This window comes from Microbacterium phyllosphaerae (genome assembly GCF_050628115.1).
GTDB classification, from domain to species: domain Bacteria; phylum Actinomycetota; class Actinomycetes; order Actinomycetales; family Microbacteriaceae; genus Microbacterium; species Microbacterium phyllosphaerae_A.
Map to the genome: position 1 here is coordinate 1,687,069 of NZ_CP192502.1, position 22,283 is coordinate 1,709,351.

Annotated in this window: 20 protein-coding genes and 1 pseudogene; 7 read left to right on the forward strand and 14 right to left on the reverse strand. The window is 69.5% G+C overall.

Features of this window, described 5'->3' with window-relative positions; all coding sequences use genetic code 11:
* Positions 1 to 281 precede the first annotated feature (281 nt).
* A complete protein-coding gene (locus tag ACQ4LY_RS07835) occupies positions 282 to 869 on the reverse strand; it encodes an antibiotic biosynthesis monooxygenase (RefSeq protein ID WP_056313942.1) in 588 nt (195 codons plus the stop codon).
* 364 nt (positions 870 to 1,233) lie between these two features.
* Here ACQ4LY_RS07835 and ACQ4LY_RS07840 point away from each other — a divergent pair, with 364 nt between their 5' ends.
* Complete coding sequence (locus tag ACQ4LY_RS07840; protein WP_431075459.1) at positions 1,234 to 2,418, forward strand: thiolase family protein; 1,185 nt, start codon at positions 1,234 to 1,236, stop codon at positions 2,416 to 2,418.
* Between the two features lie 78 nt (positions 2,419 to 2,496).
* Here the strand turns inward: ACQ4LY_RS07840 and ACQ4LY_RS07845 are convergent, their stop codons facing one another.
* From ACQ4LY_RS07845 to ACQ4LY_RS07890, 10 genes and pseudogenes are all read right to left on the reverse strand, one after another.
* On the reverse strand, positions 2,497 to 3,477 hold the full coding sequence (locus ACQ4LY_RS07845; protein ID WP_431075460.1) for an endonuclease domain-containing protein: 981 nt from the start codon (positions 3,475 to 3,477) through the stop codon (positions 2,497 to 2,499).
* A gap of 352 nt (positions 3,478 to 3,829) precedes the next feature.
* Positions 3,830 to 4,795, reverse strand: a complete 966-nt coding sequence (locus ACQ4LY_RS07850) for an aldo/keto reductase (RefSeq protein WP_431075461.1) — start codon at positions 4,793 to 4,795, stop codon at positions 3,830 to 3,832.
* Positions 4,795 to 6,882, reverse strand: coding sequence for a beta-galactosidase (locus ACQ4LY_RS07855; RefSeq protein WP_431075462.1), 2,088 nt, complete (start codon positions 6,880 to 6,882; stop codon positions 4,795 to 4,797). The genes ACQ4LY_RS07850 and ACQ4LY_RS07855 overlap by 1 nt, the downstream gene beginning before the upstream one ends.
* Before the next feature lie 46 nt (positions 6,883 to 6,928).
* Positions 6,929 to 7,930 carry a LacI family DNA-binding transcriptional regulator gene (locus ACQ4LY_RS07860; RefSeq protein ID WP_431075463.1) on the reverse strand — a complete coding sequence of 334 codons (1,002 nt, stop codon included), beginning with the start codon at positions 7,928 to 7,930 and terminating at the stop codon, positions 6,929 to 6,931.
* Positions 7,923 to 9,059 carry a ThuA domain-containing protein gene (locus ACQ4LY_RS07865; RefSeq protein WP_431075464.1) on the reverse strand — a complete coding sequence of 379 codons (1,137 nt, stop codon included), beginning with the start codon at positions 9,057 to 9,059 and terminating at the stop codon, positions 7,923 to 7,925. Before ACQ4LY_RS07865 ends, ACQ4LY_RS07860 begins: the two co-directional genes overlap by 8 nt.
* A complete protein-coding gene (locus ACQ4LY_RS07870; protein ID WP_431075465.1) occupies positions 9,052 to 10,017 on the reverse strand; it encodes an aldo/keto reductase in 966 nt (321 codons plus the stop codon). Before ACQ4LY_RS07870 ends, ACQ4LY_RS07865 begins: the two co-directional genes overlap by 8 nt.
* Positions 10,014 to 11,015, reverse strand: a complete 1,002-nt coding sequence (locus ACQ4LY_RS07875) for an ABC transporter permease (protein WP_431075466.1) — start codon at positions 11,013 to 11,015, stop codon at positions 10,014 to 10,016. The genes ACQ4LY_RS07870 and ACQ4LY_RS07875 overlap by 4 nt, the downstream gene beginning before the upstream one ends.
* Positions 11,012 to 12,022 (reverse strand): ABC transporter permease, encoded by a 1,011-nt coding sequence (locus ACQ4LY_RS07880; protein WP_431075467.1) that lies wholly within the window; start codon positions 12,020 to 12,022, stop codon positions 11,012 to 11,014. The genes ACQ4LY_RS07875 and ACQ4LY_RS07880 overlap by 4 nt, the downstream gene beginning before the upstream one ends.
* 40 nt (positions 12,023 to 12,062) lie before the next feature.
* The gene (locus ACQ4LY_RS07885; RefSeq protein WP_431075468.1) at positions 12,063 to 13,148 is read right to left on the reverse strand and encodes a sugar ABC transporter substrate-binding protein; all 1,086 of its coding nucleotides are present in this window, start codon (positions 13,146 to 13,148) and stop codon (positions 12,063 to 12,065) included.
* Between the two features lie 76 nt (positions 13,149 to 13,224).
* Positions 13,225 to 13,959: pseudogene (locus tag ACQ4LY_RS07890) on the reverse strand (ATP-binding cassette domain-containing protein); the annotation flags it as partial.
* A gap of 341 nt (positions 13,960 to 14,300) precedes the next feature.
* On the opposite strand from ACQ4LY_RS07890, the gene ACQ4LY_RS07895 reads away from it, so the two are divergent.
* From ACQ4LY_RS07895 to ACQ4LY_RS07910, 4 genes are all read left to right on the forward strand, one after another.
* On the forward strand, positions 14,301 to 15,803 hold the full coding sequence (locus ACQ4LY_RS07895; RefSeq protein WP_431075469.1) for a CoA-acylating methylmalonate-semialdehyde dehydrogenase: 1,503 nt from the start codon (positions 14,301 to 14,303) through the stop codon (positions 15,801 to 15,803).
* A 31-nt stretch (positions 15,804 to 15,834) separates the two neighbouring features.
* On the forward strand, positions 15,835 to 17,061 hold the full coding sequence (locus ACQ4LY_RS07900) for an acyl-CoA dehydrogenase family protein (RefSeq protein ID WP_431075470.1): 1,227 nt from the start codon (positions 15,835 to 15,837) through the stop codon (positions 17,059 to 17,061).
* A complete protein-coding gene (mmsB, locus tag ACQ4LY_RS07905; protein ID WP_431075471.1) occupies positions 17,058 to 17,960 on the forward strand; it encodes a 3-hydroxyisobutyrate dehydrogenase in 903 nt (300 codons plus the stop codon). Before ACQ4LY_RS07900 ends, mmsB begins: the two co-directional genes overlap by 4 nt.
* A gap of 97 nt (positions 17,961 to 18,057) precedes the next feature.
* Entirely contained in the window at positions 18,058 to 18,834 is a 777-nt protein-coding gene (locus ACQ4LY_RS07910) for an enoyl-CoA hydratase (RefSeq protein ID WP_431075472.1), read from the forward strand.
* A 118-nt stretch (positions 18,835 to 18,952) separates the two neighbouring features.
* Here the strand turns inward: ACQ4LY_RS07910 and ACQ4LY_RS07915 are convergent, their stop codons facing one another.
* The 3 genes from ACQ4LY_RS07915 to ACQ4LY_RS07925 are packed head-to-tail and all read right to left on the reverse strand — an operon-like array spanning position 18,953 to position 20,401.
* Entirely contained in the window at positions 18,953 to 19,396 is a 444-nt protein-coding gene (locus ACQ4LY_RS07915) for a YdeI/OmpD-associated family protein (protein WP_431075473.1), read from the reverse strand.
* Positions 19,393 to 19,863 (reverse strand): SRPBCC family protein, encoded by a 471-nt coding sequence (locus ACQ4LY_RS07920; RefSeq protein WP_431075474.1) that lies wholly within the window; start codon positions 19,861 to 19,863, stop codon positions 19,393 to 19,395. Before ACQ4LY_RS07920 ends, ACQ4LY_RS07915 begins: the two co-directional genes overlap by 4 nt.
* Position 19,864: 1 nt before the next feature.
* The gene (locus ACQ4LY_RS07925) at positions 19,865 to 20,401 is read right to left on the reverse strand and encodes a MarR family winged helix-turn-helix transcriptional regulator (RefSeq protein WP_082488483.1); all 537 of its coding nucleotides are present in this window, start codon (positions 20,399 to 20,401) and stop codon (positions 19,865 to 19,867) included.
* A 131-nt stretch (positions 20,402 to 20,532) separates the two neighbouring features.
* Between ACQ4LY_RS07925 and ACQ4LY_RS07930 the strand changes: the two genes are divergently transcribed.
* Positions 20,533 to 21,309, forward strand: coding sequence for an electron transfer flavoprotein subunit beta/FixA family protein (locus ACQ4LY_RS07930; RefSeq protein ID WP_431075475.1), 777 nt, complete (start codon positions 20,533 to 20,535; stop codon positions 21,307 to 21,309).
* 1 nt (position 21,310) lies between these two features.
* Complete coding sequence (locus ACQ4LY_RS07935) at positions 21,311 to 22,282, forward strand: electron transfer flavoprotein subunit alpha/FixB family protein (RefSeq protein ID WP_431075476.1); 972 nt, start codon at positions 21,311 to 21,313, stop codon at positions 22,280 to 22,282.
* The last annotated feature ends 1 nt before the right edge of the window (position 22,283 follow it).

Genomic DNA, 22,283 nt, shown 5'->3' on the forward strand with positions numbered 1-22,283 from the left:
GGCGTGTCGCCGGGCTTGCGGTCGCAGTTCGTGCCGTTGGCGATGCGGCTCGATCGTTCCGGTCGCACTTTGTGCCGCCGGTACGACGCAGGCGCGGCACGAACTGCAACCGGACTGCCGCCGCCGGTGCGGGGTCAGTTGCGCACCCGTAACCCGGTGCGGGGTCAGTACTGCACCCGAAACCCGGTGTGGGGTCAGTTGCGCACCCGAAACCCTCGATTCCGATGCGTTATTGACCCCGCACAGCTGCGGCACCCGGCGGCGGCAGAGGCGACCGAGCCTCAGCGGGTGAGCCAGCGGCGCAGCGACCGCGTGACGAACGGCAGCACCCAGTAAGCCATGATCGGGGTGAGCACCGCCGTCGTGGCGAGCACCCGCAGCCAGATCGGCAGCTCGTTCCAGCCAGGGACAGGGCTCATCGCATAGGTGAAGGCGAGGTTGACGGGGAAGAATCCGAGCCAGATCGACACCGCCTGCTTCCACCGCGGGGGAGTGCTGACCATCGCGACCGTGGTCGTCGAGCCGTCGGCGCGGGGCAGGGTGATCGTGTCGGTGGTCGGCTCGTCGAACCAGCCCTCGATCCCCGTGCGGCGCTTCACGCGCTCGCTGCGCACGAACTGGTCGCCCGTCGACTTCCACCACTCCCGCTCGCCCGACTGCTCCCAGGCGATCAGCGACTTCTCGTCGGTGAAGCGGTAGAGCATGTGCCAGACGTGCGAATCCTCGCCGTCGCGCACCCAGCCGGAGCCGAGGAAGCCCGGATACCGATGGGCGAGATTCACGCCGGTCTGCACCCAGGCGGTGGCGGCGGCCACATGCTCGGGGTCGACCTCGCGGCGGATGGAGACGGTGATGGGTTCGCTGGACATGGTGGGTCCTCGGAGAGTGCGGTCGCCCGGGTCACGGACGCCTCGACGGTGGGGGATGCGCCAGGGTGGGGGCGCTGGATCGATTGTATTTCGGATGCCGGGGGTCGCCGTTCGTTTTCGCGGCGCGCGAAGACGACATCCCGAGGTTCTGATGGCGCGTGTGAGGCCGGATGCCGGATGCCGGGTGCCGGATGCCGGGTGCCGGGTGCCGGGTGCCGGCTGCCGGCTGCTTCGGAAGGTCGAATGCGCCTGCGAAGGCCGGATGCCGGGAATTCGGCCTTCGCGGGTGCGCGTGGCCGAGGGTGGTGCAGGGCAGCGAAGCGGCATCCGTCCCGAACTCGACGAGGGGGAGAGAATGGGACGCATGAGCACGCGCAGCGAAGCCGTCCTGATCGATGTCGTCCGCACCCCGGTCGGGCGGGGCAAGCCGGGTGGTGCCCTGTCTGGGGTGCATCCGGTCGATCTCGCGGCCGGAGCGCTCGCCGCGATCCTCGAGCGCTCCGGGCTCGAATCGCGCCAGATCGACGACGTGCTGCTCGGCTGCGTGAGTCAGGTGGGAGACCAGTCGTCGAACATCGCCAGGCAGGCCGTGCTCGCTGCCGGGTTCGACGAGTCGGTCCCCGGGGCGACGATCGACCGGCAGTGCGGGTCGAGCCAGCAGGCCGTGCATTTCGCCGCGCAGGGGATCATCGCCGGAGCGTACGACGCGGTCATCGTCGGCGGGGTCGAGTCGATGAGCCGGGTGCCTCTCGGGTCGTCCGCCGGCGGGGGAAGCCCGATGTCGCCGCGACTGCGTGAGCGCTACCCCGAGGGTCTCGTGAATCAGGGGGTCTCGGCCGAGTTGATCGCGCAGCGCTGGAACCTCGATCGCGCAGCCCTCGACGCCTATGCGGCAGAATCGCACCGTCGAGCCGCCGCCGCGTGGACCGAGGGGTTCTTCGGCCGCACGGTCATCCCCGTCGCGGAGGCTCCGGATGCCGTGACCGATGAGACCGTCCGCGCCGGGACGACCGCCGAGGGCCTCGCGGGACTTCAGCCCGCGTTCCGCACGGATGCGCTCGCCGCGCGCTTCCCCGACGTCGATTGGCGCATCACCCCCGGCAACTCCTCGCCCCTCACCGACGGAGCATCCGCCGCGTTGCTGATGAGCGCCGAGCGCGCCGAAGCCCTCGGGCTCACGCCGCGGGCGAGATTCCACGCGTTCACGGTGGTCGGAGACGACCCGCTCATGATGCTCACGGGCCCGATCCCCGCGACGCGTCGCATCCTCGAACGCACCGGCCTCACGATCGACGACCTCGACGCCTACGAGGTCAACGAGGCCTTCGCGTCGGTGCCGCTCGCCTGGGCGGCCGAGGTCGGAGCGGATGCCGCCAAGCTCAACCCGCGCGGAGGGGCGATCGCCCTCGGGCACGCCCTCGGCTCGTCGGGCACGCGCCTGCTCGGAACGCTCGTCGACCAGCTCGAGGCCGTCGGCGGACGCTTCGGCCTGCAGACCATGTGCGAGGGCGGTGGCATGGCGAACGCGACGATCATCGAGCGGCTGTAGCCCCACGCCTCCGTTCGAATCGCGCACTTGGTGGGAATCGCCGGCTGAGAACTGCAAAGTGCGCGATTCGAACGAGCGTCAGATTCCGAGAGCTTCAGATACGCGACGCACGAGCTCCGTCCGCCGACGCAGAAGCGGTGAGGTGACCTCGATGACGACCCACCCCGCGGCGCGGAGGCGCGCGAGGCGCTCGACATCGGCCGCCCATCGTTCCCCATGCAGCATGCCGAGGTACTCGATGATGACGCGTGCTTCCCGGTATGCCATGTCGACGCACGCGAGGAAGCGCCCAGCCTCGTCGTAGAGGTCGACGTTGAGCTCTGGCTCAGGCAGCCCGCCGGCGACCAGGATGCAACGCACCCGCGTCTCGCGAGGAGACCAGGAGTCCTCGCGGACCAGTTCGAGGGCGTCTCTGAGACGTGCGGCTCCGCGCCTTCGCCCTGCGTCCAGCATCGTCCGCAGACCCTCGCGCGTCGAGAGGGGTGTGCGCCCGGGTGTCGGCCTGCCCCGTCCGTCACGCCATACGCGACACATGTGATCCCCGATCGCGACGATGTCGAACAGCGGAAGTCCTCCGAGCGACGCCCAGGTCGCGGCGGGCGAGGTGACGCGCAGGCCGTCGTGCACGGTGACCTCCGTCATGCTCGCCAGCGTCCGGTGGCCGACGGTGCCGGCCGCACGGGGGAAGGGCGTGTGACCGGCGGCGCTGACGTGCAGGTGGAGGTCGCTGTACCCGGTGATCGTGTCGTCTTCGGCGAATTCGAGAGGCAGCGGTGCGCCCCAGACGGACGCAGCCGTGTGATGGCTGAAGAAATGACCGGTGTGCAGCCGCGGCGCGTAGGCATGTGCGCGATGTACCCGCGCGCGGCGCTGTCGTTCGTACGGATCCTCGACATCGTCGAACGTCGGCACGCTTCGGGCGGGCGCGCGCACGCCGAAGAACGGTGCCTCGAGGTCGACACCACGCAGGCGACTGCGGCTCACGCCGTGCAACCGTGCGATGTGCACCGAGAAACCGGTGCCGATGAACTCGTCAGGAAGGTCGTCTCGCGGCGTCATGGTCGACACGGTGGCATGTCGCGGCGCTCGACGGATGCCGTTGTCCACAACCCCGGGCGGTTCCGCTGGCTTCGAATCGCGCACTTGGCCCGAATCGCCGGCCGAAAACTGCAAAGTGCGCGACTCGAACGGGAGGGGAGGAGGGGAGGAGGGGAGGAGGGGGGAGGGGGGTAGAGAAGACCCCCGCCGACCCGATTCGGCGGGGGTCTTTCGGGAGCAGATGCTCACCGTGGTGCGCGGAAGACGTGACTACCCGATCCGGTCTGAGTCTGTGTCCGCGCATCTGCATTTGTAGTCGGTCGAGATGTCCGGACGGTGAACGGGTGGCGAACACGCGGCCGGATCGCGCGTCCTACCAGGCGTACGCCTCGGGGGCTGTGCCGCCGGGCCCGGGCCAGATGCGGTCGAGCTCGGCGAGCGTCTCGGCGTCGAGCATCACGTCGAGCGCCTCGACCGCCGAGTCGAGCTGATCGATCGTGCGCGGGCCGATCACCGGGGCGGTCACGGCCGGCTGGTGCAGCAGCCACGCGATCGCGACCACACCGGGGCGGATGCCGAGCTCGGCGCAGAACTCCTCGTAGCGTTCGATCGCGGGGCGCCGCGCGCCGAGGGCGTCGAGGCTCGACCGCGAGCGGTCGGTCTTCTGCAGGACGCCGCCGAGCTGCCCGCTGGCGAGCGGCGACCAGGGCAGCAGACCCATGCCGTACTGCTCCGCGGCCGGCACGACCTCGAGCTCGACCGTGCGCTCGGTGAGGTTGTACAGCGACTGCTCGGTCACCGGGGCCGGATAGCCGGATGCCGCGGCGATCTCGTGCACGCGCGCGAGGTGCCACCCGGCGAAGTTCGAGCTGCCGAGATAGGTGATCTTGCCCTGCTCGCGCAGCGTCTCGAAAGCGCTGAGCGTCTCGTCGAGCGGCACATCGCGGTCGATGTGATGCATCTGGTACAGGTCGATGTGGTCGGTTCCGAGGCGACGGAGCGAGGCATCGACCGATGCGCGGATGTGCACGGCCGACAGTCCGCGATCGTTCGATCGGGGCCCCATCACGCCGAACACCTTGGTCGCGACGATCAGGTCGTCGCGATTGCCGCGGTCCTTCATCCAGCGCCCGAGGATCTCCTCCGACTGCCCGGGGTGGTCGCCCCAGCGGCCGCCGCCGTAGACATCGGCGGTGTCGATGAAGTCGATACCGGCCTCGATCGCGCGATCCAGGATGGCGCGCGAGGCCTCCTCATCGATCACGGGACCGAAGTTCATGGTGCCGAGCGCCAAGCGGCTCACTCGGGCGCCGGCTCGTCCGAGACGTGTGTACTGCATCAGCTGTTCTCCTTCTGCGAATCGTGCGAATCGTGCGAATCGTGCGAGTCCTGCGAGTCCTGCGGAGCGCTCGTGTCGACGAACGCCCATCCGTAGGCGCCGAGCTCGCGGCGCGCGTGCGTCGAGCCGGTGAGCACATCGGCACCGGCCACCTCGACGGCGAACGGCTCGGCGCTGTGGTTGATGACGGTGAGGATGCTGCCGCGACGGGCGATCTCGACGTGCTCGGGCAGCCCCTCGATCTCGGCGGTCACCCCGGCCTCGGCAGCGAGCCAGCCCAGCACGGCGGTCATGCCCGCATCATCGGGAATGGTCGCGAGGTAGTAGCCGTGACCTGCGCCGAAGTCCTTGCGCGTGAACGCGGCTCGACCCTCGGTGCGCCCCTCGGTGAAACGACCGAGCACCTCGGCATCCTGCACGAGCAGCTCCTCGGCGAAGTACTGTCCGACGATCCGGCCGGCGGGCCCGTCGAGCGGAGCCTCCGACTGGCCGGGGCCGTCGGGCACCGCGTGGCTCGCGATCTCGCCGGCCGAGTCGGCCGAGCGCACGGACTCGGGGGGAACGAGGGCCCCGAAGTCCTCGAGCGCCACACCGAGCGCGTCACGCAGCGAGACGATGAACCCGCCGTCGCGGAACGCGTCGTCCTGGTCGACGACGTCGCTGAATGCCGAGACGAAGAGGTTGCCACCCTGGCGCACATAGGACGTGAGGTTGGCCGCGCCCTCGTCGCCGAGGAGGTACTGCTGCGGTGCCACGACGAGCGAGTAGGCGCTGAGATCGCTGGTCGTGTTCACGATGTCGACGGCGAGGTTCTGCCGGTGCAGCGCCGCGTGCCAGCGGTGCGAGAGCGTGAGGTAGTCGAGCACGATCGGGTGGTCGCGACCGTCGATGGCCCACCAGTTCTCCCAGTCGAACACGAGCGCGATCTTCGCTCCCGAGGTCACGTCCGGCAGGTCGGGCAGCTGGGCGAGCTGGCCGCCTAGCTCTGTGACCTCCCGCCAGGTGCGGGTGTCGAGCCCTGCCTGCGGCACCATCGCCGAGTGGAACTTCTCGCTGCCGCGGCGCGACTGCCGCCACTGGAAGAACATGATGCCGTCGGCACCGCGCCCGACCGCCTGGGCGCTGATCGCCGCCATCTGTCCCGGCGCCTTCGGCGCATTGGTCGGACGCCAGTTCAGTGCGTTGGTCGACTGCTCGGTGAGGATCCACGGCACGCCCGGCTTGAGCCCGCGCATGAGCTCGCGCGCGAAGGCCGCTCCGCGGAACGACTCGGGGTCGTTGGGGTCGGGATAGTTGTCGTCGCAGATCACGTCGACCTCGTCCGCCCACTTCCAGTAGTCGGCCGGCGGGAACGCACCCATGAAGTTCGTGGTGATCGGCTGCGTCGCCCCGGAGGCGCGGATGATGTCGCGCTCCATCACGTAGAGCTCCAGCAGTGTGTCGGAGGTGAATCGCTTGAAGTCGAGCACGCTGGTCGGGTTGATGCTGTACGGCGCCTTGCGCGGCGGCACGATCTGGTCGAACGCGGTGTACCGCTGCGACCAGAAGTCGGTGCCCCAGGCGTGGTTGAGGGCGTCGATGGTCGAGTACTTGCGCTCGAGCCACACGCGGAATGCATCGCGCGCCGCATCGGAGTAGTCGTAGTGCAGGTGGCATCCGTATTCGTTGTTGACGTGCCAGAGCACGACCGCCGGATGCTGCGCATAGCGCTCCGCGAGGGCCGTCACGAGCTCCGACGCGAGGCGACGGTAGACGGGCGAGGCAGGCGCGTACGCCTGGCGACTGCCCGGCCAGAAGGTCGAGCCGTCGGCGTCCTGCGGCAGCATCTCCGGATACGCGGCGGAGGCCCACGGGGGAGGGGATGCGGTCGCGGTCGCGAGGTCGACCTGGATATCGCCCTCGTGCAGCAGCCCGATGATCTCGTCGAGCCATTCCCAGTCGAACTCGCCCTCGGCGGGCTGGATCCGCGACCACGAGAAGATCCCGAGGCTCACGAGAGTCACACCCGCTTCGCGCATGAGCCGCACGTCTTCGGGCCACACCTCTCGTGGCCACTGCTCGGGGTTGTAGTCGGCGCCGTAATGCATGGATCTCCTGGGTCGGTGGTCGCGATGACCGGGGTGGGTGGGAAGGTCAGAGAGAGCGGGTCGAGGCCCGCACGACGAGTTCGGGCATGAAGCGGGCTTCGATCGGATCGTCGGATCCCGCGAGGTGGTGCATGAGCAGCTCGACGGCCCGCGCGCCCATCTCTCGGGCGGGTTGGCGAACGGATGTGAGGGGCACGACGGCGGCGCCGGCGAACTCGATGTCGTCGTAGCCGACGAGCGAGATGTCTTCGGGCACCCTGAGGCCGCGTCCGACGAGGCCCTGCAGCAGTCCGAGGGCGAGGTGGTCGTTACCGGCGAAGATGCCGTCGGGGCGCTCGGCCGTGGGCAGATCGGCGATCTGCTCGCCGATCTCGCGGCCGAGGCCGGTGTTCAGCGTGGTGGTCTCGATCAGCGTGGTGCGCACGCCCGCGGCGTCGGCGACCTCGTGCAACCCGGCGAGGCGCTCGTTCATCTGCTCTCGTGACCGGGGCCCGCCGACGAAGGCCAGGTGCCGGCATCCGCCGTCGAGCAGCGCCTGCGCCGCGATGCGGCCACCGAGGCGGTTGTCGACCGAGACCGACGAGAACTCCCCTCGCGGATGCCGTTGGTCGACGAGCACGACGGGCACGCCCCTGCGGCGAAAGCGCTCGAGATACTCCTCGTGGTACTCGACCGGGGCGATGAGCACCCCGTCGACCCGCTGCCGCTCGAACAGGTCGAGGTAGCGCGATTCGCGCTCGGCCGAGTCGAACCCGTTGCCGACGATCACTGAGTAGCCGGCGGTCAGCGCCTGCTCTTCGGCGCCGAACGCGAGGTCGGCGAAGAACGGGTTGGTGATGTTGATCACCGAGAAGCCGATCGCGTCGCTGCGACCCGCCTTGAGCTGGCGCGCGGCGATGTTGGGCACGTAGCCCAGCTCGTCCACGGCCTGGGCGACGCGGGCGGCGGCGGACTCCGAGACGAGCTCCGGTCGGTTCAATGCGTTCGAGACGGTGCCGATCGAGACGCCCGCTCGTTCGGCGACGTCACGCAGGCCGATGTCAGGCATTCTGCTCCCTCTGCGTCTCTCGCACTGCTCGCAGGTCGTCGAGCAGTCGGACGCGGTTGTCGAGCTTGACGGGCGCCGGGCCGTGCACCACGACGACGCGCCAGTCCTCTCCGAGCAGGATCGCAGATCCCGCACCGTCGCTCTGCCACTCGCCCGATTCTGCGATGAGCGCGATGCCGGCGTCGGCTGCGCGCAGCATCCGTCCATCGATCTCGGCACCGGGCAGGTCGACGCGCAGCCCTCCGTCGACGGAGGCGACACGGCCGACCTCTCGTCCGTGGCTGTGCAGGGCGCAGCCGGTGGGCAGACGCTCGAGAAGAAGGTAGCCGGAGGCCAGCAGTTCGCCGTCGTCGAAGCGATCGGCGAACCCCGTCGTGGCGATCTCGGAGCCGTGCGGCGCCAGCGCGATGAGTTCGTAGTCGAGCGCGGCGGCCTCGAGGTCGCGCGACGCCGCGGAGGCGTCGGGCGTCTCGATCGCAGTGTGCGTGGTTCCGAGCAGTTCGCCGATCAGCGCATGGAGGAGCGCGCGCGTCCCCGCCGAACGATAGGCCTCGACCCCGTGGCCGAGCGCCGAGTACGCCGCACCGCCGTGACCGTCGGCTCCGCGGCGCGACCAGGCGAGGGCGTGGGTGATGCCGTCGTCGGTGTGGATCGCGCGCAGCGCGGAGCCGTCGTCGACCTCGAGATGCGAGTACCTCTCGTCGTACACCCGGAACGGCGCGAGCGGTGCGGTCGGCTGCACCAGGCTCCATCCGATCTGCGGATGCATGGTCGACCCCGGCACCCAACGCCCGCCGAGCAGCTCCGCCCAGCGGGGGTCATCACGGAAGGCGAGCGATGAGGAGTGCACAGCGAGCAGCGGGATGCCGGCAGCAACGGCGTCGAGCAGCGGATCGAGCACCGCGCTCGCCGGCGCGGCATCCGTCGCGAGATCTCCGCTGATGTTCACGACGATCAGTGCGGCACCCGTCAGCGTCGCACCGTTCGCGATCTCGTCGGTGTCGAGGTGGCGCACCGGCATCCGCTCGGCGAGCATTCCGGCGAGGGCCGTGCTGGTGGCTGCGAGACCGTGCCAGGGATCGGCGTGCGCACCGACTCCGGTGACGATCAGGGCCGGGCGGTCAGTCATCGATCCAGGTCTCCTTCGACGGGCGCAGGGCCTCGAGCTCTTCCCAGAGCGCGTCGGGGACGACGGTCTCGGCCATGCCGACAGTCTGGTCGAGCTGTGCCGGGGTGACCAGTCCGCACACGGTCGAATGGATGCGGGGATCGCGCAGCGAGCTCTGCAGTGCGGCGACGATCAGGGGAATGCCCTGGCGTTCGCACGCCGCCCCCATCGCGTCGATCGCCGAGAGCATCTCGGTCGACGCCGTGGCGTAGTGATAGCGGTCAGAGGTGCGCGGCCAGTTCGCCAGGATGCCGCCGCCGTAGACCGCCGCGTTCACGACGCCGATGTCGGCCGCGGCGGCGGCGTCGAGCAGGGCGTCGGCGGTGCGGTCGACGAGCGTCGCGCGGTTGTGCGTGATCAGCACGTCGAAGACGCCGGTCTCGACGAACTGCGTCAGCATCCGTGCCGGCCCTCCCGAGATGCCGATGAAGTCGGCGTAGCCCTCGTCGCGCAGTGCCCGCAGCACCTCGACGGGGCCGCCCGGTGCCATCGCGGCCTCGAAGCCGATGTGCTCGGGGTCGTGCAGGTGCAGCACGGGCACCCGGTCGATGCCGAGTCGTTCGAGGCTCTCATCGAGCGACCGGCGCATGCGGTCCGGGTCGAACGAGTCGGTCTCGGGGTCGCGGTCGAGCTTCGTCTGGATCACGAAGCCGTCGGGCAGCCCTCCCGCCCGGCGAACGGCCAGGCCGATGCGGCGCTCGCTCTCGCCGTCGCCGTAGTTGTTCGAGGTGTCGATGAAGGTGACGGGGCTCTCGAAGGCTGCGAGCGTGAGCTGCACCGCATCCTCCTCCGGCACCGTCAGCCCGTGCACGGGAGAGGAGACGCCCCAGGCGGCGGTGCCGATGCAGATCGGCGAGACCGACAGGCCGGTGCGGCCGAGCGTCCTCGTCGCGAGGGCGGTCGATGGATGCGCACTCATTCGAAGGCGTCCCCACCGCGGAAGCGGTCGACGAGCACCGCGGCCAGCAGGATCACCGCGACGATGAGGTCGAGGTAGTCGGGGTCGATGAAGCTGACGTTCAGGATGTTCGTGATGCCCGCCACGACCAGCAGACCCAGAAGCGCGCCGATCGGATTGCCGACACCGCCGCGGGTGATCGAGTATCCGCCGATCATCAGCGCTGCGTAGATCTGGAACTCCAGCCCGGTGCCGAGGATGTTGGATGCCGAGCCGAGCTGCCCCACGTAGAAGATGCCGCCGATCGCCGCGCCGACCGCGCTCACGATGAGCGCGACCGTTCGCACCTTCACGACCGAGATGCCCGCACGCTGTGCGGCCCGCGGGTCGCCGCCGACGGCCTGGATCTTGCGTCCGATGCGGGTCTTCGAGACGACGCCTGCCGCAACCAGGGTCAGGCCGACGCCGATGAGCAGCAGAGTCGGGATGCCGAAGGTGGCGCCCTGGGTGACGTCGTAGAGCGGTTCGATCAGGGTGGTCGGCGGGGCCTGCACGACGATCGCCTGGCAGACGCCGCGCAGCAGCGTCAGCATCCCCAGGGTGACCGCGAGCGGTTCGGCGCCGAGTCCCACGATCACGAACGCGTTGATCGAGCCGACGACGACCCCGAGCACGACGGTGATGCCCGCGGCGATCCATGGGTTCACGCCCGAGGCGACGATCTGGTTGAAGGCGACGGCACCGAAGCCCACCATCGAGCCGATCGACAGGTCGACCACACCGGCGAGCAGTGCGAACGAGGCGAGCACACCCACGATGAGCGGGATCGCGACGGCGACGCCGACGATGCGCACGTTCGATGCCGAGAAGAAGGCGGGGCCGACCGAGATCGCGCCGATGACGACGACGGCGGCGAGCATCAGGGCGATGCTGCCGACGGGTCCCTTGAGGTAGGAGAGCAGCTGGGGGAGGGCCCGGGGCGACTCGACGTCGGGAGCCGGGGCGAGTGCCGTGGTCATCGTGCACCTCTCTTGATGCGGAAGCCGTCGATGCCGACGGCGATGATGAGCAGTGCGCCCTGGAAGATCAGCGCGAATGCCGGGGGGAGCCCGAAGAACGCGATCGACACCGGGATGGTCGAGAGGAATCCGACGCTGAGCAGCAGCACCAGGAAATTGCCCTTGCCGCCCGAGAGGCTGATGCCCGCGAGGATCACCGCGGCGATCACGATGAGCTGGTAGCTGGCGCCGGCGTTGGGGGTGAAACTCGGCGTCACCGAGGCGAACAGCACTCCGGCGATGCCGGCGACCGCGCCCGCCCCCGAGAACGTGGCCAGCCGCACTCGACGCAGGGAGACACCGCGAGCGCGGGCGGCCTGCGGGTTGCCGCCGACCGCGGTGAGGCGACGGCCCCAGCGCGTCCAGGCGATGGCGAGCCCGGCGAGCACCACTATCGCGAGCATCGGCCAGAAGATGTTCGGGAGCCCCAGGAACTGACCGAGGCCGAAGGCGCGCAGCGCCGACCCCGAGGGGATCTGCGCCGACTTGAAGCCGATCATCATGATCGCGAGGCCGCCGAAGCCGGTGGCGAGGGTCACGATGATCGGGTTGAGCTTGCCGTAGACGATGATGAGGCCGTTCAGCAGGCCCCATGCGCCTCCGGCCGCGATGCCGCAGAGCACGGCGATGAGGTCGGGAATGCCCGCACCGAGCAGGGTGACCGTCGCCCAGGCGCTGACCACGAGTGCGACAGGGAGGCTGAGATCGAGCAGGCCGCCGCCGATGACGACGATGCCCTGCGCGACCGAGAGGACGCCCGAGATCGCCATCGTGAACGTGATGGCGAGCAGGGACTGGCTGGAGAGGAAGTCGGGGCGGACGATGGTGGTCGCCGCCGCGAGCAGGAACCAGACGGCGGCGATGCTCAGCGCATCCCGCAGCGTGGTGCGGGTCCCCGCGTCCGAGCGCGTGGTGCGTGCGCTCGGACGCGGGGCGGCCGGATCGGCCGTGAGGGTGGGAGTCGTCATGAGAGTCTCGTTCTTCTCGAGACCGATCCGGGAGGAACGGTTAGTTCTTGCAGTAGAGGTCGTAGAGGGTCGTGCCCTCGTCGGCCTGGGAGATCTCGGCGACGCGCTCCTCGATGCCGGGGATCGCTGCGGCCTCCTCCTGCGTCACGGCGCACGGCTGCACGCTCACGGCCGCGTCGTCACCGGAGTCCTTGACGGCCGGCGCGTCGCCGGCGGCGATCGCGTCGAGGATCTCGAACGCGTAGGCCGCGTACCCCTCGAGGAAGTACATGACGCTGCCGGCGAGGTTCGGGTCGACGTTGTCGCCCGTGATCAGGCCGCCGTCCTGGCCCCAGCCCATGATGTTCGCGTCGCGGCCGAGCTGCGTCGCCGCCTGCAGAGCGCCGACGACCGCCTGGTCGTTGAGTCCGACGACGAGGATGTTCTCGGCATCCGGGTGTGCGGCGAAGACGCCGGGGGCGTTCTGCAGCGAGGTGGTGAGGTTGCCGTCTGCCTCGTACGCGACGTACGCGTCTTCGGGGATGTCGGGGCAGACCTCGCCGATGGCGGTCGCGGCATTGCCCGTGCGCCAGGTGTCGATCTGTCCGGCGGCGGTGCCCTGCGCCGAGATGACCAGGTCGACGTCGCAGTCCCACTCGCTCTTGGCGAGCTCGCCGAGAGCCGTGCCGCCCTCGGTGCCGGCCGCGGCGTTGTCGATGCCGACGAAGTACCAGCCCTCCTGGGCGATGTCGAACGTGATCACCGGGATGTCGGCGTCCTTGTACTTCTTCGCGATGACCGGGTTCGCCTCGGGGCGTCCGTTGAACATCATCACGGCGTCGACGCCCTGCTGCACGAAGAGGTCGGCGTTCTTCACGGCCGTGGCCTCGTCGCCGTCGTTGCTGAGCTCGACGTACTTCCAGCCGCGCTGCTCGGCGAGCGCCTGGGCGACGTCGCCCTGGTAGTCCTGCCAATCGGCGTCGGCCTGGCCGCCGACGGCGAATCCGAGGGTGAAGGTGTCGTCGTCTCCGCCTGAGCCTGAGCCGCCGGATGCCTGGTCGGCGCAGCCGACCATAGCGATGCCGGCGACGAGTGCGACGCCCGCGCCCAGAAGGCGCAGGGCGGTGCGGGATGAGTGATGCGTCATTGCAGTGCTCCTCTTGAATGGATGTGTTCGGGTGGTGCGGTGTTCGGGTGGTGCGGGTGGTGAAGCCTGGTCGTCGTCAGCTGACGAGTGTCTCGGTGTCCTCCGGGGTCGGCACGTCTGCGGGGATCGCGCCGGTGATGAGGCCCACGATGTCCTGCGCGGTGACGTCGGCGATGTCGCGCACGGCGACCGAACGTCCGAGGCGCATCACGGTCACCCGATCGGCGACCGTGTGCAGCTGCTGCATGTTGTGGCTGACGAGGATCACGCTGACGCCGTGCTCGCGCAGGCGGCCGATCAGGTCGAGCACCTGCTGCGACTCGCGCACGCCGAGAGCGGCGGTGGGCTCGTCGAGGATCACGATGCTGCGGCCCCAGAGCAGGGCGCGGGCGATCGCGAGGCACTGGCGCTGTCCGCCCGACATGCCCTTGACCGAGACGTTGACCGACTGGATGCCGACGCCGAGTTCGGCGAGCACCTCGCGGGACCGTGCGCGCATGCCGCGATCGTTCACGATGTTCAGTGCCTTGAGGATCGGGTTCGTCGACAGCTCTTCACGGCCGAGGTAGACGTTCTGCACGGCCGACATCGTGTCGACGAGAGCGAGGTCCTGGTAGACGGTCTCGATCCCCGCGGCGAGGGCGTCGGTCGGGCGGCGGAAGTCGACGGGCTCGCCTTCGACCTCGATCGTGCCGCCGTCAGGGATCACGGCGCCGGAGAGCACCTTCAGCAGTGTCGACTTGCCGGCGCCGTTGTCGCCCACGAGGCCCATGACCTCGCCGCGGCGCAGGGTGAGCGAGGCGTCGGCGAGAGCGGTGACCGCACCGTAGCGGCGCGAGATGTTGCGAGCGTGGAGAGCCAAGTCCTGGTCAGCAGCGAGTGCCATGATCAACCTCATCATCGAAGGGCCGAAGCGTTACTTTAAACGTTTCAGGTGTGTAAAACGTTTCAGACTCTACAACCGGATCTTCGGATCAGGCAAGGACTTTTCTCGCCGGAACATGGTCGAATCGCGCACTTTGCAGAAGTCGCACCCCGGAAACTGCAAAGTGCGCGACTCGAAAGGGGAGATGCAAGGACGCCCTAGTAAATCCCAGGATGCCGAAGTACCATCGTCATAGTGCCAACGACGGCGCGAAGGGACATCGCACAATGACTCGTACCATTCCCCATTTCGTAGGCGGATCGCATCTCACCCCCGAGGGCGGCCGCTTCGCCGACGTGTTCGACCCGAGCACCGGATCCGTGCAGGCGCGGGTTCCGCTGGCCTCTGCAGAAGAGGTGGGCCGCGTGATCGCGAACGCCGAGGCCGCGCAGATCGAATGGGCGGCGACCAACCCGCAGAAGCGCGCCCGGGTGCTGCTGCGATTCCTCGATCTGGTGCAGCGCGAGATGACCTCTCTCGCCGAGCTCCTCGCGAGCGAGCACGGCAAGACCGTCGACGACGCGAAGGGCGACATCCAGCGAGGCCTCGAGGTCATCGAGTTCTCAGCCGGAGCCCCGCATCTGCTCAAGGGCGAGTACTCCACGGGCGCAGGGGCCGGCATCGACGTGTACTCCATGCGCCAGCCGCTCGGGGTCGTCGCCGCGATCACCCCGTTCAACTTCCCCGCGATGATCCCGCTCTGGAAGGCGGGCCCCGCTCTCGCCGCCGGCAACGCCGTCGTGCTCAAGCCCAGCGAGCGCGACCCCTCGGTGCCGGTGCGCATCGCCGAGCTGTTCCTCGAGGCGGGACTCCCCGCCGGCGTCCTCAACGTCGTGCACGGAGACAAAGAGGCTGTCGATGCGCTGCTGACCGACGACCGCATCCGCGCCGTCGGCTTCGTCGGCTCGACCCCGATCGCCGAGTACATCTACTCGACCGCCGCTGCTCACGGCAAGCGGGCGCAGTGCTTCGGCGGTGCCAAGAACCACATGATCGTGATGCCCGACGCCGATCTCGACCAGGCCGTCGACGCGCTCATCGGCTCGGGCTACGGCTCGGCGGGTGAGCGCTGCATGGCGATCTCTGTCGCGGTGCCGGTAGGGCAGGAGACGGCGGATGCTCTCGCCGCCAAGCTCACAGAGCGCGTGGCGCAGCTGCGCATCGGCCCTTCGCTCGCGGCCGACGTCGACTACGGGCCGCTCGTCACCCGCGCGGCAGTGGAGCGCGTCGAGGGATACATCCAGCAGGGCGTCGACGAGGGAGCGACCCTCCTCGCCGACGGGCGCGGCTTCACGGTAGAGGGGCATGAGCAGGGCTTCTATCTCGGACCGACGCTCTTCGATCACGTCACGACCGACATGGCGATCTACCGGGAGGAGATCTTCGGCCCTGTGCTCGTGATCGCCCGAGCCGCCGATTACGAGGAGGCGCTGCGCATGGCCTCCGAGCACGAGTACGGCAACGGCGTCGCGATCTTCACGCGCGACGGCGATGCCGCTCGCGACTTCGCCGCCCGGGTCGAGGTCGGGATGGTCGGGGTGAACGTGCCGATCCCCGTCCCGATCGCGTATTACACGTTCGGCGGCTGGAAGCGCAGCGGATTCGGCGACCTGAACCAGCACGGTGCAGACGCCTTCCGCTTCTACACGAAGACGAAGACCGTCACGAGCCGCTGGCCATCCGCGGGGATCCGCGAGGGCGCAAGCTTCGTGATCCCCACCATGCACTGACCTTTCCGCCGACGTCCCACGAGGAACCACGATGACCATGACCACCGTCACCACCACCGCCGAAGAGCGCGAGGCCATCCTCGACGCCGTCCGGGAGTTCGCCGACACCGAGCTCGCTCCGTTCGCCGCGGAGCGCGACGAGAAGCACATCTTCCCCCGGGAGTCTCTCGGCAAGGCCGGGGAGCTCGGCCTCGGCGGCATCTACGTGCGCGAGGAGTTCGGCGGCACGGGGCTCAGCCGCTCGGACACGGTCGCGATCTTCGAGGAGCTCGCCAAGGGCGACCCGGCGGTCGCCGCGTACATCTCGATCCACAACATGGTCGTCTGGATGATCGACACCTACGGAGACGACGCGCAGCGCGGCCGCTGGCTGCCCGCACTCACCGCGATGCAGGAGTTCGGCGGCTACTGCCTCACCGAGCCGGGGGTCGGATCCGATGCCGCGAACGTCGCCACGAGCGCGGTGCGAGACGGCGACGACTATCTGCTCACCGGCGTCAAGCAGTTCATCTCGGGCGCGGGTGAGGCAGCGGTCTACGTGGTGATGGCCCGCACCGGCGAGCCGGGTGCCCGCGGCATCAGCGCCTTCCTCGTCCCGGGCGACGCCGACGGGCTCAGCTTCGGCGCCCCCGAGAAGAAGATGGGCTGGCATGCCCAGCCCACCCGCCAGGTGATCCTCGACGGCGTCCGCGTTCCGGCATCCGGCATGCTCGGCGACGAGGGTCGCGGCTTCGCGATCGCGATGTCGGCGCTCAACGGCGGTCGCCTCAACATCGCCGCCTGCTCATTGGGCGGCGCCCAGTGGGCGCTCGACCGTGCGGTGCAGTACGTGCACGAGCGCGTGGCGTTCGGCGAGCCGCTGGCCGAGAAGCAGTCGATCCTCTTCGCGATCGCCGACATGCGCACCGATCTGCAGGCCGCGCGTCTCATGGTCCGCGACGGGGCGCTGGCGGTCGATGAGAACGCTCCGGATGCCACGATGCGCTGCGCCATGGCCAAGCGCTTCGCGACGGATGCCGGCTTCGACGTCGCCAACCGCGCGCTGCAGCTGCACGGCGGCTACGGATATCTGCAGGACTACGGCATCGAGCGTGTCGTCCGGGACCTCCGGGTGCACCAGATCCTCGAGGGAACTAACGAGATCATGCGCCTGATCGTCGGCCGCGAGATGCTGCGACCGGCAGGATCCGCATCCCTCCAGCGGAGCGGCGGAGACCGGATGCGGAGCGGCGGAGACCGGATGCGGAGCGCGTCATGACCGAGGCGACGAAGGCCCGGATCGCGTTCCTCGGCCTCGGTCATATGGGGCTGCCGATGGCGAAGAACCTGGTCGCGGCAGGTCACGAGGTGCACGGGTTCGATCTGGTGCCTGCGGCGATCGAGGCGGCGCTGGCCGCCGACATCCCGGTCGCCGCGAGCGGGGCGGATGCCGTCGCCGCCGCCGACGTCGTCATCACGATGTTCCCCGCGGGCAGGCACGTGATCGACGCGTACCGCGCCGAGCTGCTCGCCGCCGCGCGTCCGGACACCCTGTTCATCGAGTCGTCGACGATCGCGGTCGACGAGGCCCGCGCGGCCCACGCCCTCGCCCTCGCCGCGGGGCACCGCAACATCGATGCTCCGGTCTCGGGCGGAGTCGTCGGCGCCGAGAACGGAACTCTCGCCTTCATGGTCGGCGGTTCCGACGAGGACTTCGCCGCAGCTCTCCCCGTGCTCGAGATCATGGGAAAGCGCATCGTGCACTGCGGCGGCCCCGGCCTCGGCCAGGCGGCGAAGGTCTGCAACAACATGGTGCTGGCCGTCTCGCAGATCGCCGTCGCCGAGGCGTTCGTCCTCGGAGAGCGGCTCGGGCTCGAGCATCAGGCGCTGTTCGACGTCGTGTCGCAGGCATCCGGTCAGTGCTGGTCGATCACGACGAACTGCCCGGTGCCGGGGCCAGTGCCGACGAGCCCCGCGAACCGCGACTACCAGCCGGGTTTCGCGGGCGCCCTGATGGCGAAGGACCTCGGTCTCGCGTTGCAGGCGATCGAGCAGACGTCGACAGACGCGAAGTTGGGGCGCCTCGCGCAGCAGCTCTACGCCGCGTTCGCCGCGGGCGACGGCGCCGCCAGGGACTTCTCGGGCATCATCACCGACATCCGCGGCGGGTCTGTGTGACGATCGTTCCATCGGGTTTCGAATCGCGCACTTTGCAGCGATTCGGCCCCCAGAGTTGCAAAGTGCGCGATTCGAAACGGAGAGGGAGGCCATCACGATGACCGAGTACGAGACGATCCTGGTCGAGCAGCGCGGGCGCGTCGGGTGGATCACACTCAACCGACCGCAGGCGTTGAACGCCCTGAACAGCCGCCTCGCCGAGGAGGTCACCGCTGCGGCCGTGGCGTTCGATCTCGACGACGGCGTCGGCGCGATCGTCGTCACCGGCTCTGAGAAGGCGTTCGCCGCCGGTGCCGACATCAAGGAGATGGAGGGCATGTCGGCGTCCGAGATGCTCGAGACCGACCACTTCGGCGTGTGGCACGAGTTCGCCGCGGTGCGCACGCCCGTGATCGCCGCCGTCTCGGGTTTCGCGCTCGGGGGAGGATGCGAGCTCGCGATGATGTGCGACATCATCCTCGCCGCCGACACGGCGAAGTTCGGTCAACCCGAGATCAACCTCGGCGTCATCCCCGGCATGGGCGGCACGCAGCGCCTGATCCGCGCGGTCGGCTACTACAAGGCGGCCGAGCTCGTGCTGTCGGGCCGGTTCATGGGCGCCGAGGAGGCAGAGCGCTCAGGACTCGTGTCGCGGGTCGTTCCGGCATCCGACCTGCTTGCCGAGGCGTCGACCCTCGCCGAGACGATCGCCTCGAAGTCGCTGCCGTCGGTGTTCGCCGCGAAGGCCGCCCTCGACGCCGCGATGGAGACGACCCTCGCCGACGGCCTGGCCCACGAGAAGAAGGCGTTTGCCGCGCTGTTCGACACCGAGGATCAGAAGGAAGGCATGTCGGCCTTCCGGGAGAAGCGTGCGCCCGACTTCCAGAACCGCTGAGCACGCCCGACCGCGGTTCACGATTCAGCACGGATCCCGCGCGACGCGCGCGTCCGTGACGAAGCGGAGCCGAGCGACTCGGTTCTTGCTGAGTTGTGAACCGCCGAGCGCCGAGACCTCAACCGCGCAGCGCCTCGACGATCTTCTCGACACGGCGGTCGCGGGTCGTGTCCTGCTTGGCTTCGGCGACGGTGCGGGCATGCTCCTTGCGCACCGAGTACGACAGCGCGTCGAAGGCGGCGCGCAGGGCGGGGTCCGAATCGAGCGCCGCCGCGAGGGCGGGCGGGATCTCGACCTCCCGCTCGGCTGCGTCCACCCGGATGACCGCGTCGACCTCCTGGTCGATCTCGACCCCCAGGTCGGCCCGCACGGCCTTGCTGAAGCCGATCATGTTCTGCCCGCCCATCCGCGCGAGGCGCAGCCGGGCGGTGCGTCCGTCGATCGTGACGGCGACGGGGAAGGCCTTGCCGGCACCGAACGAGGCGACCTGCTCGTCGGTGAGGATGATGGCGGCGGCGGGCCCCCGCCTTTCGAGGGTGGCGTGCAGGCGCAGTTCGCTCATGCGGGCAGTGTACGCCCGCGTCCCTCGGCCTCGATCGTCAGCTGGTCGTTGCGCTCTTCGATCAGCCGCCGCATGTACGCGCCCAGGATGAGACGGTCGACGACTCGTCCGATCGGGCCGAACGGCGAGTGGAATCGGATCGTGTCGCGCATCAGCGTGCCCTGCGGATGCTCTTCGAACACGTGCTCGTGCCAGAACGAGCCGAAGGGCCCCGAGATCTGCCGGTCGCGGAACCCGCGCGGAGGGTCGACGTCGTACACGACCGACCGCAGACGGAACGGGATGCCGAAGTGCCGCGCCCTCCACGTCACGGTCGTTCCCTCGCTGAACGCGCCGCCGGCCGGGGCCTCGACCATCGTCTCGCCGTATCGCTGCATCGACCGCAGGTGCAGCCCGGGGTCGAGGGCGACGGCGAAGACCCGCTCGCGAGTGGCGGAGATCACTCGCTCGAGCACGAACTCGACCATGTCAGAGAGCGTCCGGCTGCGGCCTCGGGTCGCTGAAGTCGCCGGCGGCCTTGCGCATCCGTGCGACGATCGCGACGAGCTCGGCGGCGTCGGCCTTGCTGATCCCCGGGTCGGCGAAGACATCGTCGTTCAGCGCGACGGTCGCACGGTCGACCAGTTCGCGGCCGGCCTCGGTGAGCGCGAGCAGGGCTGCGCGTCCGTCGTGCGGGTGGGGTTCGCGCACGATCAGCCCGTCGCGCACGAGCCGCTCGGCGGTGCTCGTGACGGTCGTCGCGTGCACCTGCAGTCGGGCGACGACGCTCGACAGCGGCAGTCGTCCGGAACGGCTGAACGCCAGCAGTCGCAGCATCTCGTAGCGGGCGAAGCTGAGCGCGAAGGGCTTCAGTGCGGCATCCACTCTCGCGAGCAGCAGCTGCTGGGCCCGCATGACGGAGGTCACGACGGTCATGCCGTCGGCGGCATCCGTCCAGCCGTGCGCGAGCCACTGCCGCTTCGCCTCGGCGAGCGGATCCACGGGCAGAGGGCGGGGTCGGACCACGGTTCTACGGTAGGGCATCCGCCGGCACGAGCGGGGAGGCGGTGCGGGACGGCCGCCCTGGTTCTCAGTCGCTGCTCGGATGGGACTCAGTATCAACGCGCTAGAATCGACGCAGTCGTGAGGAGCAATCGATGAAGATCTTCGTCCTGGTCAAAGAGGTGCCGGACACCTATGGCGATCGCAAGCTGGACCTCGAGACCGGACTCGCCGATCGCGGCGCCGGTGATGTGGTTCTCGATGAGATCACCGAGCGGGCCCTGGAGGTCGCGCTGAGCCACGCCGACAAGAACGAGGGCACCGAGGTGGTCGCGCTCGCGATGGCCCCCGGGGGGTCGACGGCGTCGGTGCGACGGGCGCTCGCGATCGGAGCCGGCTCCGCCGTGCACATCGCCGACGAGCAGCTCGCCGGAGCCGACCTCGGGCTCACCGCCGAGACCCTGGCCGCGGCGATCCGCCGCGCCGAGCCCGATCTCGTCATCACCGGCAACCTGTCGACCGACGGCTCGGGCGGTGTCATGGCGGCCATGCTCGCCGAGCACCTCGGCTGGGCCCAGGCGACCGCGCTCACGAGCGTCGAGATCACGCCGGAGGGCATCTCGGGAACCCGAGGGGCGGATGCGGGAGCGCAGCCGGTCTCGGCATCGCTTCCCGCCGTCATCTCGATCACGGAGGCGCTGCCGGATGCCCGTTTCCCGAACTTCAAGGGCATCATGGCGGCCAAGAAGAAGCCGCTCGAGCAGCTCACCCTCGATGACCTGGGCGTCTCGGCCGATCCTTCGGCCGCACCGCGCACGATCATGACCGCCGTGGCCGAGAAGCCACCGCGCGCGGCGGGCGTGAAGATCGTCGATGAGGGCGATGCCGCCGAGAAGCTGGTGGAGTACCTCGTGCAGAACAGGCTGGTGTGACATGACCTATCCCGAGAACCCGATCCTCGTCCTGGTCGACCTCGACCCTGCCGGAAACCCCGCCAGCAGCACCGCCGCCCTGATCGGCGCCGCGTCGACCATCGGCGCGCCCGTCGCACTGGTCGTCGGCGGATCCGCGGAGGCCGCCGCGAAGGTCGCCGAAGCCGGAGCATCCGTCGTGCTCACGGCCGACGCCGACGCGTCGACCCTCACGGTGCCGATCGTCGACGCCTTGCAGGCCGCTTTCGAGCAGGTCCGCCCGGATGCCGTGCTGATCTCCAACTCCATCTCCGGCCGCGACGTCGCCGGCCGTCTCGCGGTGCGCGCGAAGCTCGCCCTGTCGGTCGACGCGGTCGGCGTCTCGCGCGATGACGAGGGCATCGTCGCGCACCACTCGGTCTACGGCGGCGCCTACCTCGTCGACTCGGCGCCCACCTACGGCGCCGCGGTCATCACGGTGCGCCAGGGAGCCGTCGACGCGCGCGCGGAGGCCGTGGCCTCGCCGACCGTCGAAGCGCTCGACGTCGCGGCATCCGGTGCGCCGAGCGCCACCGTCGGCGCGGTCGAAGCCGTCGAGGCGACCTCGTCGCGACCCGAGCTGCGCGGAGCGACCCGGGTGGTCTCGGGCGGACGAGGCCTCGCCTCGAAGGAGAAGTTCGTGCTCGTCGAAGAGCTGGCGGATGCTCTCGGTGCCGCCGTCGGCGCATCGCGCGCCGCTGTCGACGCCGGCTACATCCCGCAGTCCCACCAGGTCGGGCAGACCGGTGTCTCGGTGTCGCCTCAGTTGTACATCGCACTCGGCATCTCCGGCGCGATCCAGCACCGGGCCGGCATGCAGACCGCGAAGAACATCGTCGCGATCAACAAGGACGGCGAGGCGCCGATCTTCAACGTCGCCGACTTCGGCATCGTGGGAGACCTGTTCACGGTCGTCCCGCAGGTGATCGCGGCTCTCGAGGCGCGGAAGAAGTAGA

Coding starts and splice junctions, on each gene's coding strand:
- ACQ4LY_RS07835 (WP_056313942.1), bottom strand. CDS start 869: ATGTCCAGCGAACCCATCACCGTCTCCATCCGCCGCGAGGTCGACCCC.
- ACQ4LY_RS07840 (WP_431075459.1), top strand. CDS start 1,234: ATGAGCACGCGCAGCGAAGCCGTCCTGATCGATGTCGTCCGCACCCCG.
- ACQ4LY_RS07845 (WP_431075460.1), bottom strand. CDS start 3,477: ATGACGCCGCGAGACGACCTTCCTGACGAGTTCATCGGCACCGGTTTC.
- ACQ4LY_RS07850 (WP_431075461.1), bottom strand. CDS start 4,795: ATGCAGTACACACGTCTCGGACGAGCCGGCGCCCGAGTGAGCCGCTTG.
- ACQ4LY_RS07855 (WP_431075462.1), bottom strand. CDS start 6,882: ATGCATTACGGCGCCGACTACAACCCCGAGCAGTGGCCACGAGAGGTG.
- ACQ4LY_RS07860 (WP_431075463.1), bottom strand. CDS start 7,930: ATGCCTGACATCGGCCTGCGTGACGTCGCCGAACGAGCGGGCGTCTCG.
- ACQ4LY_RS07865 (WP_431075464.1), bottom strand. CDS start 9,059: ATGACTGACCGCCCGGCCCTGATCGTCACCGGAGTCGGTGCGCACGCC.
- ACQ4LY_RS07870 (WP_431075465.1), bottom strand. CDS start 10,017: ATGAGTGCGCATCCATCGACCGCCCTCGCGACGAGGACGCTCGGCCGC.
- ACQ4LY_RS07875 (WP_431075466.1), bottom strand. CDS start 11,015: ATGACCACGGCACTCGCCCCGGCTCCCGACGTCGAGTCGCCCCGGGCC.
- ACQ4LY_RS07880 (WP_431075467.1), bottom strand. CDS start 12,022: ATGACGACTCCCACCCTCACGGCCGATCCGGCCGCCCCGCGTCCGAGC.
- ACQ4LY_RS07885 (WP_431075468.1), bottom strand. CDS start 13,148: ATGACGCATCACTCATCCCGCACCGCCCTGCGCCTTCTGGGCGCGGGC.
- ACQ4LY_RS07895 (WP_431075469.1), top strand. CDS start 14,301: ATGACTCGTACCATTCCCCATTTCGTAGGCGGATCGCATCTCACCCCC.
- ACQ4LY_RS07900 (WP_431075470.1), top strand. CDS start 15,835: ATGACCATGACCACCGTCACCACCACCGCCGAAGAGCGCGAGGCCATC.
- mmsB (WP_431075471.1), top strand. CDS start 17,058: ATGACCGAGGCGACGAAGGCCCGGATCGCGTTCCTCGGCCTCGGTCAT.
- ACQ4LY_RS07910 (WP_431075472.1), top strand. CDS start 18,058: ATGACCGAGTACGAGACGATCCTGGTCGAGCAGCGCGGGCGCGTCGGG.
- ACQ4LY_RS07915 (WP_431075473.1), bottom strand. CDS start 19,396: ATGAGCGAACTGCGCCTGCACGCCACCCTCGAAAGGCGGGGGCCCGCC.
- ACQ4LY_RS07920 (WP_431075474.1), bottom strand. CDS start 19,863: ATGGTCGAGTTCGTGCTCGAGCGAGTGATCTCCGCCACTCGCGAGCGG.
- ACQ4LY_RS07930 (WP_431075475.1), top strand. CDS start 20,533: ATGAAGATCTTCGTCCTGGTCAAAGAGGTGCCGGACACCTATGGCGAT.
- ACQ4LY_RS07935 (WP_431075476.1), top strand. CDS start 21,311: ATGACCTATCCCGAGAACCCGATCCTCGTCCTGGTCGACCTCGACCCT.